The organism is Pseudomonas entomophila (assembly GCF_029193575.1).
GTDB classification, from domain to species: domain Bacteria; phylum Pseudomonadota; class Gammaproteobacteria; order Pseudomonadales; family Pseudomonadaceae; genus Aquipseudomonas; species Aquipseudomonas entomophila_G.
In genome coordinates this window covers 1-14557 of the sequence record NZ_JARGCS010000035.1, presented here as the reverse complement: position 1 = coordinate 14557, position 14557 = coordinate 1, and the positions used below count along the sequence as shown (strand labels likewise).

19 protein-coding genes are annotated in these 14557 nt (G+C 58.9%); 3 read left to right on the top strand and 16 right to left on the bottom strand.

What is annotated here, in order from left to right; all coding sequences use genetic code 11:
* Positions 1-45: 45 nt before the first annotated feature.
* The 4 genes from P0Y43_RS16555 to lysC form a co-directional block, all read right to left on the bottom strand.
* The gene (locus P0Y43_RS16555; RefSeq protein ID WP_275638352.1) at positions 46-1152 is read right to left on the bottom strand and encodes a CBS domain-containing protein; all 1107 of its coding nucleotides are present in this window, start codon (positions 1150-1152) and stop codon (positions 46-48) included.
* Positions 1153-1344: 192 nt separating this feature from the next.
* On the bottom strand, positions 1345-1797 hold the full coding sequence (locus tag P0Y43_RS16550; RefSeq protein ID WP_275638351.1) for a phage virion morphogenesis protein: 453 nt from the start codon (positions 1795-1797) through the stop codon (positions 1345-1347).
* On the bottom strand, positions 1794-2204 hold the full coding sequence (locus P0Y43_RS16545) for a phage tail protein (protein ID WP_275638350.1): 411 nt from the start codon (positions 2202-2204) through the stop codon (positions 1794-1796). Before P0Y43_RS16545 ends, P0Y43_RS16550 begins: the two co-directional genes overlap by 4 nt.
* Positions 2201-2467: an Rz1-like lysis system protein LysC gene (lysC, locus tag P0Y43_RS16540; protein ID WP_345774569.1), complete on the bottom strand. Its 267-nt coding sequence runs from the start codon at positions 2465-2467 to the stop codon at positions 2201-2203. Before lysC ends, P0Y43_RS16545 begins: the two co-directional genes overlap by 4 nt.
* Here lysC and P0Y43_RS26950 point away from each other — a divergent pair.
* Positions 2457-2852 carry a hypothetical protein gene (locus P0Y43_RS26950; RefSeq protein ID WP_345774568.1) on the top strand — a complete coding sequence of 132 codons (396 nt, stop codon included), beginning with the start codon at positions 2457-2459 and terminating at the stop codon, positions 2850-2852. The two genes, lysC and P0Y43_RS26950, sit on opposite strands and share 11 nt — an antisense overlap.
* Here the strand turns inward: P0Y43_RS26950 and P0Y43_RS16530 are convergent.
* The 8 genes from P0Y43_RS16530 to P0Y43_RS16495 form a co-directional block, all read right to left on the bottom strand.
* On the bottom strand, positions 2783-3625 hold the full coding sequence (locus tag P0Y43_RS16530; RefSeq protein WP_275638348.1) for an N-acetylmuramidase family protein: 843 nt from the start codon (positions 3623-3625) through the stop codon (positions 2783-2785). The two genes, P0Y43_RS26950 and P0Y43_RS16530, sit on opposite strands and share 70 nt — an antisense overlap.
* Entirely contained in the window at positions 3622-3900 is a 279-nt protein-coding gene (locus tag P0Y43_RS16525; RefSeq protein ID WP_275638347.1) for a phage holin family protein, read from the bottom strand. Before P0Y43_RS16525 ends, P0Y43_RS16530 begins: the two co-directional genes overlap by 4 nt.
* A gap of 1 nt (position 3901) precedes the next feature.
* The gene (locus P0Y43_RS16520; RefSeq protein ID WP_275638346.1) at positions 3902-4255 is read right to left on the bottom strand and encodes a putative holin; all 354 of its coding nucleotides are present in this window, start codon (positions 4253-4255) and stop codon (positions 3902-3904) included.
* 21 nt (positions 4256-4276) lie between these two features.
* Complete coding sequence (locus tag P0Y43_RS16515; RefSeq protein ID WP_275638345.1) at positions 4277-4486, bottom strand: tail protein X; 210 nt, start codon at positions 4484-4486, stop codon at positions 4277-4279.
* Positions 4486-4950, bottom strand: coding sequence for a head completion/stabilization protein (locus P0Y43_RS16510; protein ID WP_275638344.1), 465 nt, complete (start codon positions 4948-4950; stop codon positions 4486-4488). The genes P0Y43_RS16515 and P0Y43_RS16510 overlap by 1 nt, the downstream gene beginning before the upstream one ends.
* 106 nt (positions 4951-5056) lie before the next feature.
* Complete coding sequence (gpM, locus tag P0Y43_RS16505; RefSeq protein ID WP_275638343.1) at positions 5057-5767, bottom strand: phage terminase small subunit; 711 nt, start codon at positions 5765-5767, stop codon at positions 5057-5059.
* Between the two features lie 2 nt (positions 5768-5769).
* On the bottom strand, positions 5770-6777 hold the full coding sequence (locus P0Y43_RS16500; protein ID WP_275638342.1) for a phage major capsid protein, P2 family: 1008 nt from the start codon (positions 6775-6777) through the stop codon (positions 5770-5772).
* Between the two features lie 34 nt (positions 6778-6811).
* The gene (locus P0Y43_RS16495) at positions 6812-7675 is read right to left on the bottom strand and encodes a GPO family capsid scaffolding protein (protein ID WP_275638341.1); all 864 of its coding nucleotides are present in this window, start codon (positions 7673-7675) and stop codon (positions 6812-6814) included.
* Positions 7676-7826: 151 nt separating this feature from the next.
* On the opposite strand from P0Y43_RS16495, the gene P0Y43_RS16490 reads away from it, so the two are divergent.
* Both P0Y43_RS16490 and P0Y43_RS16485 read left to right on the top strand, forming a co-directional pair.
* Positions 7827-9590, top strand: coding sequence for a terminase ATPase subunit family protein (locus P0Y43_RS16490; protein ID WP_275638340.1), 1764 nt, complete (start codon positions 7827-7829; stop codon positions 9588-9590).
* Positions 9587-10648: a phage portal protein gene (locus tag P0Y43_RS16485; protein WP_275638339.1), complete on the top strand. Its 1062-nt coding sequence runs from the start codon at positions 9587-9589 to the stop codon at positions 10646-10648. Before P0Y43_RS16490 ends, P0Y43_RS16485 begins: the two co-directional genes overlap by 4 nt.
* A 76-nt stretch (positions 10649-10724) precedes the next feature.
* On the opposite strand, the gene P0Y43_RS16480 is transcribed toward P0Y43_RS16485, so the two are convergent.
* From P0Y43_RS16480 to P0Y43_RS16465, 4 genes are all read right to left on the bottom strand, one after another.
* Positions 10725-11657, bottom strand: coding sequence for a DUF5677 domain-containing protein (locus tag P0Y43_RS16480; RefSeq protein WP_275638338.1), 933 nt, complete (start codon positions 11655-11657; stop codon positions 10725-10727).
* 315 nt (positions 11658-11972) lie between these two features.
* Complete coding sequence (locus P0Y43_RS16475; protein WP_275638337.1) at positions 11973-12386, bottom strand: hypothetical protein; 414 nt, start codon at positions 12384-12386, stop codon at positions 11973-11975.
* The gene (locus P0Y43_RS16470; protein ID WP_275638336.1) at positions 12383-12829 is read right to left on the bottom strand and encodes a hypothetical protein; all 447 of its coding nucleotides are present in this window, start codon (positions 12827-12829) and stop codon (positions 12383-12385) included. The genes P0Y43_RS16475 and P0Y43_RS16470 overlap by 4 nt, the downstream gene beginning before the upstream one ends.
* Before the next feature lie 930 nt (positions 12830-13759).
* A partial coding sequence (locus P0Y43_RS16465; RefSeq protein WP_275636849.1) for an IS3 family transposase occupies positions 13760-14557 on the bottom strand: 798 nt, incomplete at its 5' end.

The following is a 14557-nucleotide window of genomic DNA, read 5'->3' as shown; positions in this document are numbered from 1 at the left end:
GCTCAATGTAGCGGGGCTCTGTACAGGTATAGCTATTGGGATACGTTAAGCAGTGAGGCTTTGTATTTGATGAATGAATCGCACAAAGTGGTGGAGTAGAATGTGATCTTCATCAGAAATACCGTCTGGATCGAAATGCATGACGTCATTTCTAATAATTCTGACCTTGTCGAGCTCATCTACAAATATTTTACGATCCACCTTTATGCCGGTCTTTTCCCAGAGAATAGGCTGTTGAAAAAGGCGGATGTATTCGCCAAAAGTAAGGTCGGCTACAGTTTCAATTTCCCTGTCGGACATGTTTGGATCGGCAGAGGATGTTAGTTCATCTTTCGTGAATTTATCATCAATTAGTTTTCTGATGTGATTTTCGATTTCTGATAACAGTAGGAAAGGCTCGGAAAGCTGCTTGAATTGCATGCTTAAGTCGGCTGTTGTTATGATTCCGGTGATTGTTCTGTCTTCAGATCTCACAAGGACATAATTGTTTTCGACGATGCGGGGGATTGCGAAAAAAATTGAGTCCGAAGACTTAATTTCGTTGTGGGGTTTCATGTAGTCTCTAACATATATCGATCTTTCTTGAGTGAGCGCTAGCTTTGGCCCGATGCTCTCCCAGCTGATTACTCCCTTTACATCTCGCTCTGTTGTCATGACTGGAAGCTGAGCGTAATCATGCCTTAGCATAAGTGTAATGGCATGGCTTAATGTTTCATCAGGTTTGACGCTGATTAATTTCACATTCGCTGCGGGAAGTCGACTTACCCGAAAAGCAGGTTCTGCCGCCGCACCTGAAACCAGCTCTCGGGAAATTATTACTTCAGCATCCATTGTGCTTTGTATTTCGACCGCAAAGGTTGACTCTAGTGTTACTGTTTGTTCGGTGTTTTTCTCGCTGATTGCAGGGATGGATTGCTCGGGTTTTTTATAAAACTTGATCGTTGCATCCAGGGGTACGCTTTCGAAGTCTGGGTGCGTGCCAATGTTGTGTTTGTTGAGGTAGGAGCGGATTTGATAAACGACTCTGGTGCCTCTGCGGGTTGATCCGATCCAGCTTATTAAAGCTCTTACAGGTATCGGCTCTGGTTCTATTCCCTCATCAAGAGAGCGCCTAATTTCACCCATGACTCTATGAAAATTTACGACGTACACGAGGTTAGCTTCCTTTCTGGGTTACGTTCTATAGTCATCGGTTGATTGCCCCGTATTGATGTTGGCGGCCTGATGTTGCGTCAGAGTATCGCCCGCATGACGTTTAAGCTGGTGCTTAGAGTGGCTTAGGCGGCAAAGACTTTGCAACAGCTTGTTCTTTCGAGGAGCGGACCAAGCAGCTACAGCCCAAGGTCAGCCGAGCAAGTGCTCCAATAAGCGGTCCCGAATCATTGCGAGGTCGGCATCGGTGAAGCCGAGTAGCTCTCGGCGCTCGTATTGGACATCGGACTGGCCGCGCCCAGGGCGATCCCGCAGACCGTATTGGTGGACGCGGGCGATCTTGGCAACGCGACCCGAAAAGGCAACTGCGACGGAGCCGGGCGTACTGCGCAACCTCAGGTACTTGGCCTGCTGGAGCTTGGCGAACATCCGGCGCTTGATACGACCGGCTTTGCTGCGTAGCTGACGCGGTTTGCGGGCGGCGTAGGGGGTGCCATCCGGGTTGCGCTGGGTCGCAATGCGTTGCTGCTGGCTGCGGCGAAGCTCGCGGCCGATGGTGTTGCCGAGCTTTCGCCGTTCGCCCGGGGACAACTTGGCGAGCAACAGGCCGGCCCACTCTTCCAGGGCGTGCAGGTTCTCGGTCACAGTTCGAAGTCCGGCTCATCCGGGTGGCTGATATCCAGCTGACCGTTGTCCAGGCGCTTGACGATCACGCGCTCTGTCAGTGGCAGACTGAGCGACATGTCGACCTTGTTGCCATCCAGGATATCGGCCTCGAAGGCGATGGCGTCTTTTCCACGTTCCAGGTTGCTCAGCAGCTCGGGCTGTTGGCGACGCAGCCACTCAAGCACTGGGATGAACACGCTGTCGGGGTGGCCCGCGAAGTCGGTCAGGATCACCTGCAGGGTGTAGGTGTACTCGAACGAAAGACCGGTAGCTGCGGTGCAGCGGACGCTGCCGGCGTCGATGAAGATCAGTAGCCAATCGGGGTTCTTCGTAAGGCCGGGGACGGCAGCGAGCAGGTGTTCGCGGAGGCTGTTGGGCTTGTTCACTTCGCCTCCTTGTGGACTTGGGGTCGGTACTGGATGACGCTATCGACCTTGGCCGCGCACTCTGCCCAGGCGCTCAGCAGGTAGTCGTTGTCGTCGCTCAGTTCATCATTGCGGGTCGGCGCCGCCGGGTTGAGCGTGCAGGGTGTGACGACTGGGCAGCCACTGACGATAACCGTCGGCTCCGGAGAATGCCGGCCGCTGGTGCATCCGGCGAGCAGTGTCAGGCAGAGGCTGAGCGCCCCAATCGCGCAATTGCGGGTCATCGCGGCGGATCTCCTGTTTCTTGAGGTGGTCGGTGGCGGCAGCCAGACGCAGGTTGCTGATGGTGGTCATCAGGCTCTGCTGGGCGAGCTGCTGGTCAGCCAGCTCGGCACCCATGCGGACGATGGTCGCGGCTTGGCGCTGGCTGCGCTCGGTGACGGTGGTGAGCCGCTGCTCTACCAAGGCTGTGCGGCCTTGCTCGGCCTGGCTGCGCTGGTGGTAGCCCCACAGGAGCAGAGACAGGGCGCCGAGCAGCGCGATGCCATAGAGGGTTTGGCGCAGGGTCACTTGCGATACCCGCTGGCGGCGTTCATGTCCTATGCCGCCTCCTGCCCGCAGCCGCAGTTGGCGTGCTGCTCATATGCTCTTTCGAGCTTCACGTCGTAAAGATTCCGGGCGTAGGCCGGGCCGTTGTAGCCCTTGGCGAAGGCCGCCCATTTCTTTCCCTTGAGGGCCTTATGCAGGTTCGGGTCGACTTCGATGAAGCGGACGAAGGCCTCGAACTGCTGGTGCTCGTCCTGGCCCATGAGCCGGACGAATTCTTCGACGCTGGCGTAGCCAAGGCGTGGGGCGTGGTAGCCCATAATCTGGAACGCACCCCAACTGGCCGATTCATTGGCGCACAGCGGGTTGAGCATGCGTGCCTGCGCCAGACGCTGATGCTCGGCGGTGCCGCCGATGTATCCGCCCAGCTTGGGATTGACCAGCGTTGGGTACTGCGCGGCCAGCTCGTCTGCAAGGCGGCGCAAGGCGGCCTGGTCGTCACCTTCTGCACGCGGGAGTGCCAGGCGTTGGTACATCACATGACGCTCGAAGAGGATCTTCGGCCGGCCGTTGGCGAGGAAGCCTTCGCCTAAGCTCTCCACTTCGTTGACGGCGTAGACCACGGCCAGCTCTACGCCAAGTCGCTCGGCTGCGGTTACGAGGTTCGCATCCTTGAGCAGACGGCCGCAGTGGGCACCGGCCAGTGAGGCGAGCGTCTTGGGGCCAGCGATACCATCGGCCACCAAGCCAATGGAGCGTTGGTACATCCGAACGGCGGCTTCGGTCGCTTCGCCGTAGGCGCCGTCCATGGCCAGCTTGGCCCCTTTGGTGTTCAGTTTGCGTTGCAGCTCGCGGACAGCGCCGGAGCGGTCGCCGAAGCGCAGTGTTTGGCTCATAGGCTTGGCCTCAACAGGGCGGCGACGTTGCCGCGGGAACGGTGAATCAGGGTGTAGAGCAGAACGGCGGTAATCGCCTGCCACAGGCTCACGGGGGGCTGGTACAGCAGCAGCTCCAGCCCGTTTATGCACATGGCGGCGCCAAACAGGCTGGCCAGCAACGAGATGCTGCGCCGGTACCGCGCCCCGCCGCGGCTGTAGCAGGCCAGGCGCAATGCGCCGAGCAGGTAGGCGAAGGCGGTCACCAGCGGGACGGCCAGGGCGATGGTGGACATGTCAGCTCCCCCCTCGGATGCGGCGGACGATCTCGAACAGGTCGGCCTGCTCGACCCACACCATGGCCTTGATGCTGATCGGGATGACGACCAGGGCGCTTGCGAAAGCCGCGCCGCCGCTGTTGATGATCGGCAGCAGTTTCAGTGCGACGGGCGCGAACAAGTAGCCGACGCCGGCCGACAGCAGCAGCGAGCCAAGCCGCTGCCAGGGTTTCAGGTCGCGCTTGATGCTGGTTACTAGCCAGGCGCCGAGGATGGCGCCAAACAGCGCCTCGCCGTCGATCAGTGGCACCGCGGTGGCAAGGCCGAGGCCCATCAGCAGACCGGTGATGGTTCCAGAGGTGGGCTCAGCCATGACGTGCAGTCCTTTTCGCATTCAGTCCCATAGGTTCACCACTTGACGCTGTTCGGGTTGGGGGGCGGCGTCCGGCAAGCTGACGGGGGTGCCGTGGGGGATGATCGGGCCAAGGTCGGCGAGGCCGGGGTTGGCATCGAGCACGGCCTCGGTGACGCCTGCGGTGCGGCCGTAGTACTGCCAGCAGAGGCTGTCGACGGTGTCGCCCTGGGCGGCAGTTACGGTGGCCACTAGAGCAGCTCCACAGTGGCGTGACTGATGCCCAGGATGGTGCGCAAGGCCTTACGAGCGTCCCGGCGCAGCTGGTCGGGGCTGCTCTCTTCCTCGGAAACTTTCTGCTCGCCGCTGTTGGTCGCGTCGTAGCTGCTGTAGCGCTCGATCAGCTCGGCCAGGGCGCCGCAGTAGATGACGCGGCGGTACAGGTGGATCAGCTGACTTTCACCCTGGATCTGCTCGGCGGGGACATCCGCGAGGGTGGCGTAACCTTCGGCCTGGCGTGCGGCGCGAAAGCCGGCCAGCTCACGGTTGGCCTCGATCATGGCGTTGACGGTCGCAACTTCCAGGCGGTCGTCGGTGACGCTGGAGTTGATGCGCATGGCGCCACGCAGGTGCTGGCCGTCGATCTCAGGCCAGAAGGCTGCGTTACTGATCGGGTAGGCGCCGCCGGGGCCGCCGCCTGCGATGAATCCACTCATGCCTGTCGCTCGAATAGGTCGGCGGTGGTCGGGGCGTCACAGCCAGGTCAAGGAGGGAAACCTGCTGATCAGCCCCGAGCCGCCGGGGTTGCGGGGGACCGCTCGGTTAGCTGGCGGGACCAGCGTGTTTCTTGATGAGCTTTTCGACGCTGCCCAGGTCGGTCTTGCCGCCGCAGGCGTCGTGCAGCTCGATGGCGCGGGTGAGGGCGCCCTTGGCCAGGCCCAGCTGGAACAGTGCCTGGTCGTCGATCTGCTCCGGGTTCACGGACTTGAATGCAGTCTTGCCGATGGCAACGAAGAGCTTGGCGCGGGCCTGATCCGGCATGTCGTGGGACTCGGTGAGCACGCGGGTGCGCTCCAGGATGTCCGGGTCGAATGTGCCACCGTCGATCTTGAGTGCCTTGAGCGCTGTTTCGGCGACCTCTTCGGCGATGACGCACCCGACGGTGCGCTTGAAGCCATCGACCATCTTGAGGTCATGAGCAAGGACGTAGTCAGCAATATCCAGGCCGCCGGCGAAATCACCGGCATCGAGCCGCCAGAGCATGATGGTGACGACCACGTCGTCCTGGGCGCCGCGCCCGCCACTGAGCACGCCGTCGATGTAGGGGGCGTAGTGCGGCAGCAGCTCTGCCTTGAGAGCTACCTTGGCTTCGGTGGATTGCAGGTTGCTCAGGCGCAGCTGGTCCTGGTGGAGCTGGGCCATTTGCACTTCGTAGCCGGTGGCGCCTTCCATGAGGGCCGCGGGTGCCGCTTCGGCTGCCTGGATAGCAGCGCGTTTGCGCTGCTGGTTGGCTTGGGCAAGGGTCAAGGCCATGGCTATACGACCTCGATGTTCTCGACCAGGGCGACGAGGCCGAAGTCCTCGATCACGTAGGCGTCGTTGGAAGACTGGTAGTCGGCGATACGGTCGTACTCCGGCTCATCTTTGATATGGCGGCGGCGACCACTTTCCTGCCAGTAGATCGACAGGTTGCTCAGGGTTGTGACCAGGACGGTGTTGTCCGGGAAGTACGGCGCGTCGACGATGGGCAGGCCACCCAGGCGGGCCCGCGAGGTGATCTCCTGCGCGGCGTTCTCTTCCTGGTTGGAGGCTGCACCTTTCTCGACGGCGGACAGCAGTTTGTCGTGCATCAGGTTGCGCGAGACCAGTACCACCAGGTCCGGCGAGTTCCGGTGCCATGGGTCCAGCATCTGCACCGCATCGAATACCAGGCCGTCGAGGGTCTTGTAGTCGCCGCCGACGCCGATCTTCACCTTGCCAGCGGTCGCACCGGAGTCGAGCACACGGTCAGGGGCGCCGACGCGGATCTTCTGCAGCCAGCCAATGTTCACATCCTGGCCCAGCGGGTTGGTGGTGCGGTTGGTGGTGGCCGCAGCCGAAGTACCGTTGAAACCAACCATGATCCGGTCCAGGGCTTGGCGCTGGGCGATGGCTTTGGACAGCTTGACCTGGAAGTCTGGGAACTTGGCCCAGGCGTCCAGCAGTGCGTAGGGGAACGAGGTGTCGTAGTCGGTTTTCTTGCAGACGTAGCTGTCCTTGGTCAGGTTGGCCACGTTCGCCGGGTTACGACGGCCGCCGTTGCTGGTGTCGGTGCGGCTGGCTACCGGGCCGTTGACGCCCAGCAGCAAGGCTTCGCCGCTCTGCTCGTTGACGCCGATGATGTTGATGCTGACCAGGAAGCCCGACGACTCCTGGATGGCGACCTCCAGCTTTTGCTGGATGCTGGGGTCGACGTTGAACTTCTCCGCGGCGCTGGGCACCGCGTTGATCTGGGCGATCTGGGTAGCCAGCGCGTTGAACGCGAGGCGGGTTTCTTTACGCATGGGGTGGTCTCCGAGTGATGCGGTCGTCGCGGGGTCAGTAGGCGGTCAGGGCGTTGCCATCGCCGCCCGTGACAACCGGGCGGGGTTGTTGGCTGTGGTCTTTGGTACCGCCAAGCCGCTCCACCAGTTCACCAAGCTCGCTTTCGAGCTTGGTGAGCTTCTCGGCCAGGTCCTGGTGGTCCTTTTTCACGGTGTTGAACGCTTCGCCTTGGTCCTTGGCGTGGTTGGCCAGAGCCTCGACCGCATCGGTCAGCTCGGTGAATTGGGCGTCATCCTTGACGGCTTTCTCCTTGCTCTTGCCAAGAGCCTCCAGGACACGGTTGAACAGGCCGACGGCCTTGTTCTCGGTGTCTGGAATTTCTTCGAACTGGAGCTCGATCTCGATGGCCTCGGAAAAGAGGTTTTCCGGATCGCGCTTGCGGGCCCTCAGCGGGTTGGCGTCGGGGTGTTGCGCGCTGAAAGCGAGCATCTCGGTGCCGAGGCTGGCCGGGGTGTCGGTCACGGCAATGCCGTCCAGGTAGGCGCGGCCGGTATCGGCGAACTTGGGGCGGATTTCGATGCTGGTGTAGATCTTCTGCCGCGCCTTGTTGAAGGCGATGAGTTCATCGGTCGGGTCGATCTGCGCGAACAGGGCCAGCTTCTTCTTGCCGGCGATCTCGATCTCTTCGGTCTTGAGGGCGACAACGTCGCCGTAGGCCTTGAACGGACTGTCCGGGAGCACACTGCGGTAATGCTCCAGCCAGACGCGGGCGCCGTAGGTGTTGGTGTTGTAGGTCTCGGCAGCATCCACCAGCCACTGGCGTTCGATGGTGCGGCCGTCAGTGGTGGCGCCTTCGACGGCGACACGGAAGAACTTGCTGCGTTGCTTCTTGGCTGGGGTCTCGGTCTTGCCGGCCATGCTGGGCGTCCTCAATGCGGTGGCGTTGTGCCTTGCGTTGGGGGCATGGTCCGCAGCGGGCCGTTGTACGGCAATGCGGGGTACTGGGAGCGGGGCGCGCTACAGGGCGCCGGAGTAGGGGCTCCCGCGCGCGCGCGGCAGCATCGGCGCCATGAACACTATCCTCGAGCTGCCCACCGATCACCGCCGCCATGCCAAGCACCTGTACTGGCAGGGTTACCGTGTCTGCGAAATTGCCGAGCTGATCGGCGAGAAGGAAAAGACGCTGCACAGCTGGAAGGCCCGCGACGAATGGGACCGGGCCACGCCACTGGAGCGCATCCAGGCCGCCACCGAAGCTCGCCTGGTGCAGTTGCTACTGAAGGAACCGAAGAGCGGTACGGATTTCAAGGAAATCGACCTGCTTCACCGGCAATTGGAGCGGCAGGCCCGAATTCAGCGCTACCAGGGCGGCGGTACCGAAACCGACCTCAACCCCGAGCTGGAGAAGCGCAACGCCGGGCCGAAGCGTAAGCCCAAGCGCAATGAGTTCACAGAGGAACAGGTCGAGAAACTGCGCGAGGCGTTTCTCGAAGAGTGCTTCGACTACCAGAAGGACTGGTACCGCGCTGGCACCCAGCGAACCAGGGCGATCCTCAAGAGCCGGCAGATCGGCGCGACCTTTTACTTTGCCCGCGAGGCCCTGGTCGATGCTCTCGATACCGGCCGTAACCAGATCTTCCTGTCGGCCTCGAAGGCACAGGCCCATATCTTCAAGGCCTACATTCAGGCCTTCGCCAGGGATGTGGTGGGGGTGGAGGTCGCTGGCGACCCGATCATCCTGGCGAACGGTGCCGAACTGCACTTCTTGGGCACCAACGCTCGCACCGCCCAGGGCTACCACGGCAACTTCTACTTCGACGAATTCTTCTGGACGTACAAGTTCCAGGAACTGAACAAGGTCGCCAGCGGCATGGCGATGCAGAAGAAGTACCGGCGGACCTACTTCTCCACGCCCAGCTCCATGGCGCATGAAGCCTACACATTCTGGACGGGTGAGCGATTCAACAAGGGCAAGCCGACTGCGCAGCACATAAAGTTGGATGTGAGCCATGGCGCTCTGCAAGGTGGTCGGGTCTGCGACGACAAGATCTGGCGGCAGATCGTCACCATTCTCGATGCTGAGCAACGGGGTTGCGATCTGTTCGACATCGATGAGCTGCGCCTTGAGTACGACGCTGCAGCCTTTCAAAACCTGCTGATGTGCCAGTTCGTCGACGACGGCGCGAGCATTTTCCCCTTGGCCATGTTGCAGCCCTGCATGGTCGACAGCTGGACGGCGTGGGCCGAGGACTATCGGCCGTTCCATGCCAGACCGTTTGGCGAGCGCCAGGTCTGGGTGGGGTACGACCCCGCCGAGAGCGGCGACTCGGCCGGCCTGGTCGTAGTGGCGCCACCGCTGGTGCCGGGCGGCAAGTTCCGTCTGCTGGAGCGCCACCAGTTCAGGGGTATGGACTTCACGACGCAGGCCGAGACGATCCGCAAGGTCACGCAGCGGTACTGGGTCACCTACATCGGCATCGACACGACCGGCCTGGGCAGCGCGGTGGCGCAACTGGTGCGGCAGTTCTTCCCGGGGCTGCGGACGTTCTCCTACAACCCGGAGGTCAAGACGCGGCTGGTTATGAAGGCCTGGGACGTGATCAGCAAAGGGCGCCTGGAGTTCGACGCCGGCTGGACCGATGTCGCGCAGTCGCTGATGGCCATTCGAAAGACCGTCACCCCGGGCGGACGGCAGTTCACCTACACCGCCGGACGCACCGACAACACGGGCCATGCCGATCTGGCTTGGGCTCTTTTCCACGCATTGCACAACGAGCCGCTGGAAGGCCGGACGGCCTCTAACACCGGCATCATGGAGATCTACGCAACATGACCAATAAACGTAACCGCCGCCAGGGAGGGGCAGTGGCTGAGCAGCCGCGGGAAATGGTGGGCGAGGTCCTGGTCCAAGGGGAGGGCGGCAAGTCGGTGGCGTTCAGCTTCGGCGACCCGATGCCCGTCCTCGATGGACGCGACATGCTGGATTACCTGGAGTGCTGGGCAAATGGCAGGTGGTACGAGCCGCCGGTGTCGTTGGACGGGCTTGCCAAGGCGTCGAAGGCGAGCGTCTACCTACAGTCTGGGTTGATCTTTAAGCGCAATGCGCTGGCCCGGACGTTCATCCCTCATCGGCTGCTGAGTCGCCAGGCATTTGAGCAGATCGTGATGGACTGGTACTGGTCGGGCAACCTGTACCTGGAGAAGCGAGACAACATGCTCAGGCAGGCCATTGGTCTGCAGCCGTGCTTGGCCAAGTACATGCGGCGCGGGCTTGACCTGGACACCTACTACCAGGTGCGGGGCTGGCGGGACGAACACGAGTTCAAGCGGGGCAGCATCTGCCAGGTGCGGGTGGCGGACATCAGCCAGGAGATCTATGGCCTTCCTGAATGGCTACCTGCTCTGCAGAGTGCACTGCTCAACGAGGCGGCGACGTTGTTCCAGCGCAAGTATTACCAGAATGGGAGCCACGCGGGGTTCATCCTGTACATGACCGACTCGGCTCACAATGAGGACTTCGTCACGGACCTGCGCACCGCAATGCGTAACAGCAAAGGGCCGGGCAACTTCCGAAACCTGTTCATGTATGCGCCGGGTGGCAAGAAGGACGGCTTGCAGTTGATCCCGATCAGTGAGGTGGCGGCGAAGGATGACTTTGGGGCGATCAAGAACATCAGCCGGGATGACCAGTTGGCGATGCTACGAATTCCGCCGCAACTGATGGGGGTGGTGCCGCAGAATGCGGGCGGCTTTGGGTCGATTCGTGATGCAGCGCAGGTGTGGGCGGTGAATGAGTTGGAGCCTGAGCAGGCGCGAATCCGGCAGATAAATGACTGGCTCGGTGAAGAGGTGATCAGATTCCAAGCCTACGACGTGCCCGCCGCTACCTGAATCACTAGCAGTGATAAAGCCGCCCGATCAGGCGGCTTTATATGGGGAGAGCTTTGAATACGTAAGCCGAAGGCTATCAAGCTTTGCCTGCTGCTGAAGAATCTTCTTGCTTATACAAGAATTCCATATCCTCAGCTGTGAAGCTCCACACGGATATAAGCTCCCGCGCGGCTGCTGATTGCTCAATTACCCGATATGTCACGGGGAATAATGTTGCGTAGAACAAGGCAAAGTGTGCCATGAGCATCACGCCATTGCGTATTGAACTACTCGCTAAATAGTATTGGGTGTCTAAGTCTTTCGCCTGGCCAACCTGTAAGCAACTAATAGAGTCGCTGTGGGCTTGGCCGCTCAAATAGTTGTAAATGGATGTGAAAAATGTTTCGTGGATGCCCGCCTCAGTTGCGAGGCTCTTCCACGGCAACCCGCCTTGCCAGTCCCCTTTGCGGATGCTCCTCTGACGGCTCGCGTGGGCTGCTTTGTATGAGGCCGCCCCTTCGATCAGAGGCCAGAGTGCATCAGCCTCTTCTGTTGCTTTTTGCTTGCCGATTTTCGCTTCTTCGATAGTGGCAAAAAAGTTGCTTAGCTTTTTTAAACCACTATATGTCCAAATATTGTGTCGGAAGCTTCTGCACTCGTCACAGCCCTCTGCGCACAACCAATACATAACTAAGTAGTTTTCGAATGCAGACCGGATCAAGGCATGTACTGATGCTTGGTCGATAAATGCGTGCGGTGGAAGCGTAGAAGTTCGGAATCCGCAAGGTTCCAGTAGAGTTCTGGCAGAGCATAGATGCTTAAATAGTTTTATGGCTAAAACATGAAGGTCTATTGATAATGCCGATGCCTGTGTATTGCCGCGTTCAGCAAGTGCTTGCGCCGTAATCATGTCAGCCATCAATGTGATCAGTACATTAAAATCATTTTCGATTTCGGTGTTTCGCTCATACGCAGTGATCATCAATTCTCCATTTCCACAAGGCCAGCCACCACAACTATTATAGCTCATGGTTACTCGCGATAGCGGGGGCGGTTCGGTGCGGGATCGCGGCTGAGTAGCCACTCGAGGTTTTGAAAGAACCGTCGTGCTTGCTCGCCTCAATTGACATGTTCGACCAGGCAACAGAGAGGTGTTGCGTCAACGAACTGATCTGCCGATTATGCCCCTTATTGTTTTGGGCCGGTTTGTGCACCGCGAATCGTTCAGTCAACAGGGCTGGGAGGTGTCGAATAACTAACTGAAGTGCTGGGTAGTCCGCGCTGGCTTTCTAAAATCTACTATAAAACTATCAAAGGGACCGCAGAGGCGTTAAATAAGAATTGATTAAGCACTTTCTTTCTCCTGCTTTTTTTCCTTCTCTCTCGGGTGGGCCGACATCCAAGCACTCAGCGCACCGCTAACCATTCCAGCAACTGCACCTACCACAGTTAAAGCAGTTGCAGACGGAAGGGCAAGTGCTACTAGCATGCCTCCTGCAGCAGTTCCTCCGACAGTGAGCGCTAAGGAGCTGGCAATCTTGGCGGCTCGCTCTTGCTGGAGTTTTTTTGCTTCTCGCATCTGTCGAGCACCACGGTGCCGGACAAACCCTCGGCTATCACGTTTCATAACCTTTCGAAGCAAGGCTTCTTTTTCTTCTTTGGTCAACGATGCCTTTTTAGCAACGAGAGCATCATTAAGCAAAAGCTCCACGGTCACCTTGAGTTCTTCGTTGGAGTCTGTCGCTTTTGTCTGGCTCATAGAGGACCTCCCACTGTGCAGCAGATGACATTCTGGGTCCGAAAACCTGCCCAGAGCACAGCTATTGTAAGGATCGTAGCAGCCACTTTCATCGGCCGACCAGGTTTCCAGTTCGGATCTGCTGCTTTTGAGCAAATAGCTGCAATAAGCAGCATCGAGCATGCAAACGCGATTCCCCAGCTCAATGCAGGGACAGGCCCCATAGCTTTTAAATCCCAGCCCTTGACGCCCGCCTGGATGGCCAAAACCGCAGCACCATAGAGCCATCCCAAAGAATCGATAGCCTCACTCCACTTGAAGGTGAACGAAGGGGCTTGAGCAATCCTAAAGCAACCCTGCATGACCCAGTACAGCAGGGCAGTCCCGACCAACGGTAGCACGCCCTCCCAAACCAACCATTTAAATGATGAGTCCCACACAAGCCATTCGAACGATAAATCCATTGAGAGTTCTCTTCACGCGGCAGTTGCGCATGTTGGTAGCCGGATAGAACGAAGTCAATCCATCCGTTTACAAATGGTGAGCGGGCCCTTCGGTGCTGCCTGCAATCTCGTCGTTCAGAATGCCCCAGCCTACGTCTTGCATCGAACTCTCCATGCGCATGGGACTCGTGCCGGCTTGCAATCGCATGCCTATCTGGCGTCCTGATCTCGGCGCGCGCGCTCGTCCCCCCGCCACGCCCGCGGTCTAAATGGGGCGTAATTTCTGCACCCCTGCGGCAGCCTCAACGCAGCCCTGGTGCTGGATGTTGCGAACGCTTTGGCACTGTCGGAAACCTGCGAATCCCTGCATGAGGTGCCCATTCTGGACGCAGGTGGGGCAAGCACCAATCCGTTTATGGGGGACGCCATCGGAAAACGGTAAGTTTTTCTCGGGGAGGGTGTGGGGACGCTGGAGGGCCCGTGTTTGCTGGCGTTGATGGCTAACTTTGTAGGGTTAGATAAGGTTATCTTTGAGGTTAGCGATTTGTAAGTGACTGTTTTTAAAGGATTTTATTTTTAGAGATATGAACACTACCTAAGGTTAGTAAATTACCGATTCTTAACCAAAAAATTACTTTCACGATCTTCTTACAGGCCACTCACGATAAGGCATTCAGCGATGTCGTGAGAGAAATAACCCACCTAACCCTTTTCCCATGGGTCAACATAAAAAGGCAAATCTACCCTAGGCGGGCGGGTTGACGGGTGCCCCATGCACTCGCTCTGGGACCATGCTGGGACCAAAAACACTCGCACACACGCTCTACGCTCCACGGAAATCAAGGCCTACAGCCCGGTCAGCGCCATTTCGTTGAGTTCGAATCTCTACGCTTCCGCCATATTGTCTAGTCCTGAAATAGGTTTACACCTGTTCAGGTAGGCCGACAGACCTCAAAACGCCCGATGCACCGCATCGGGCGTTTTGTTTTTCAGGGCCATATGAGGCCGTTCTGTGTTGTAGATCTGCACTGCCTCGTCAACCATTTGCCTCGCTTGCTCCAGATCTGCAGGGCTACTCAACAGCAGCTCCATCTTGAGGATTCCGTTGATTCGCTCGGCCAGCGCATTCTGGTAGCAGTCATACCCATCGGTCATGGAGCACTGAACGCTGTGCCGTTGATGCAGTGACTGGTATAGCGCCGAGCAGTATTGGATGCCTCGATCCGAATGGTGGACTAATGGCTGGCGATGACGTCGCTTCCGTAATGCCTGCTTGAAAGCTTGCGCCACCGACTCGGCATGCAGGCTTTCATGGACGTGGTGGCCAACGATTTTCCTGGAGTACGCATCCGTGATCAGGCTCAGGTATAGCGGGCCGTTACGTGCAGGCAGGTAAGTAATGTCGGCCACCCAGACGTGTTCCGGCCTTGTCGGAACAATCTGGCTTGGCCCGGGCTTGAGTAAGTTGGGATGGCGGTAGAAGCGATGAAAGCTTTGTGTTGTCTTGTGGTAGGCCCGCTTAGGCAGTACGAGCAAACGGCGCTCTCCCAAGACCTGGAACAGCCTATCTCGGCCGACCTGGAATCGTCTGTCAGGTTGGCAATGCAGCAGATAGTGCAGCTTGCGAGTACCCAGACGGGGTTGGCGCATTCGGACTTGCTGTACAAACTCAACCACCCGGTCTGCCTGGCGTTCTTTGCCATCAGCGGCTCGGTTGCGTTTGTAGTAAGCCTGTCGACTGATGCCTAG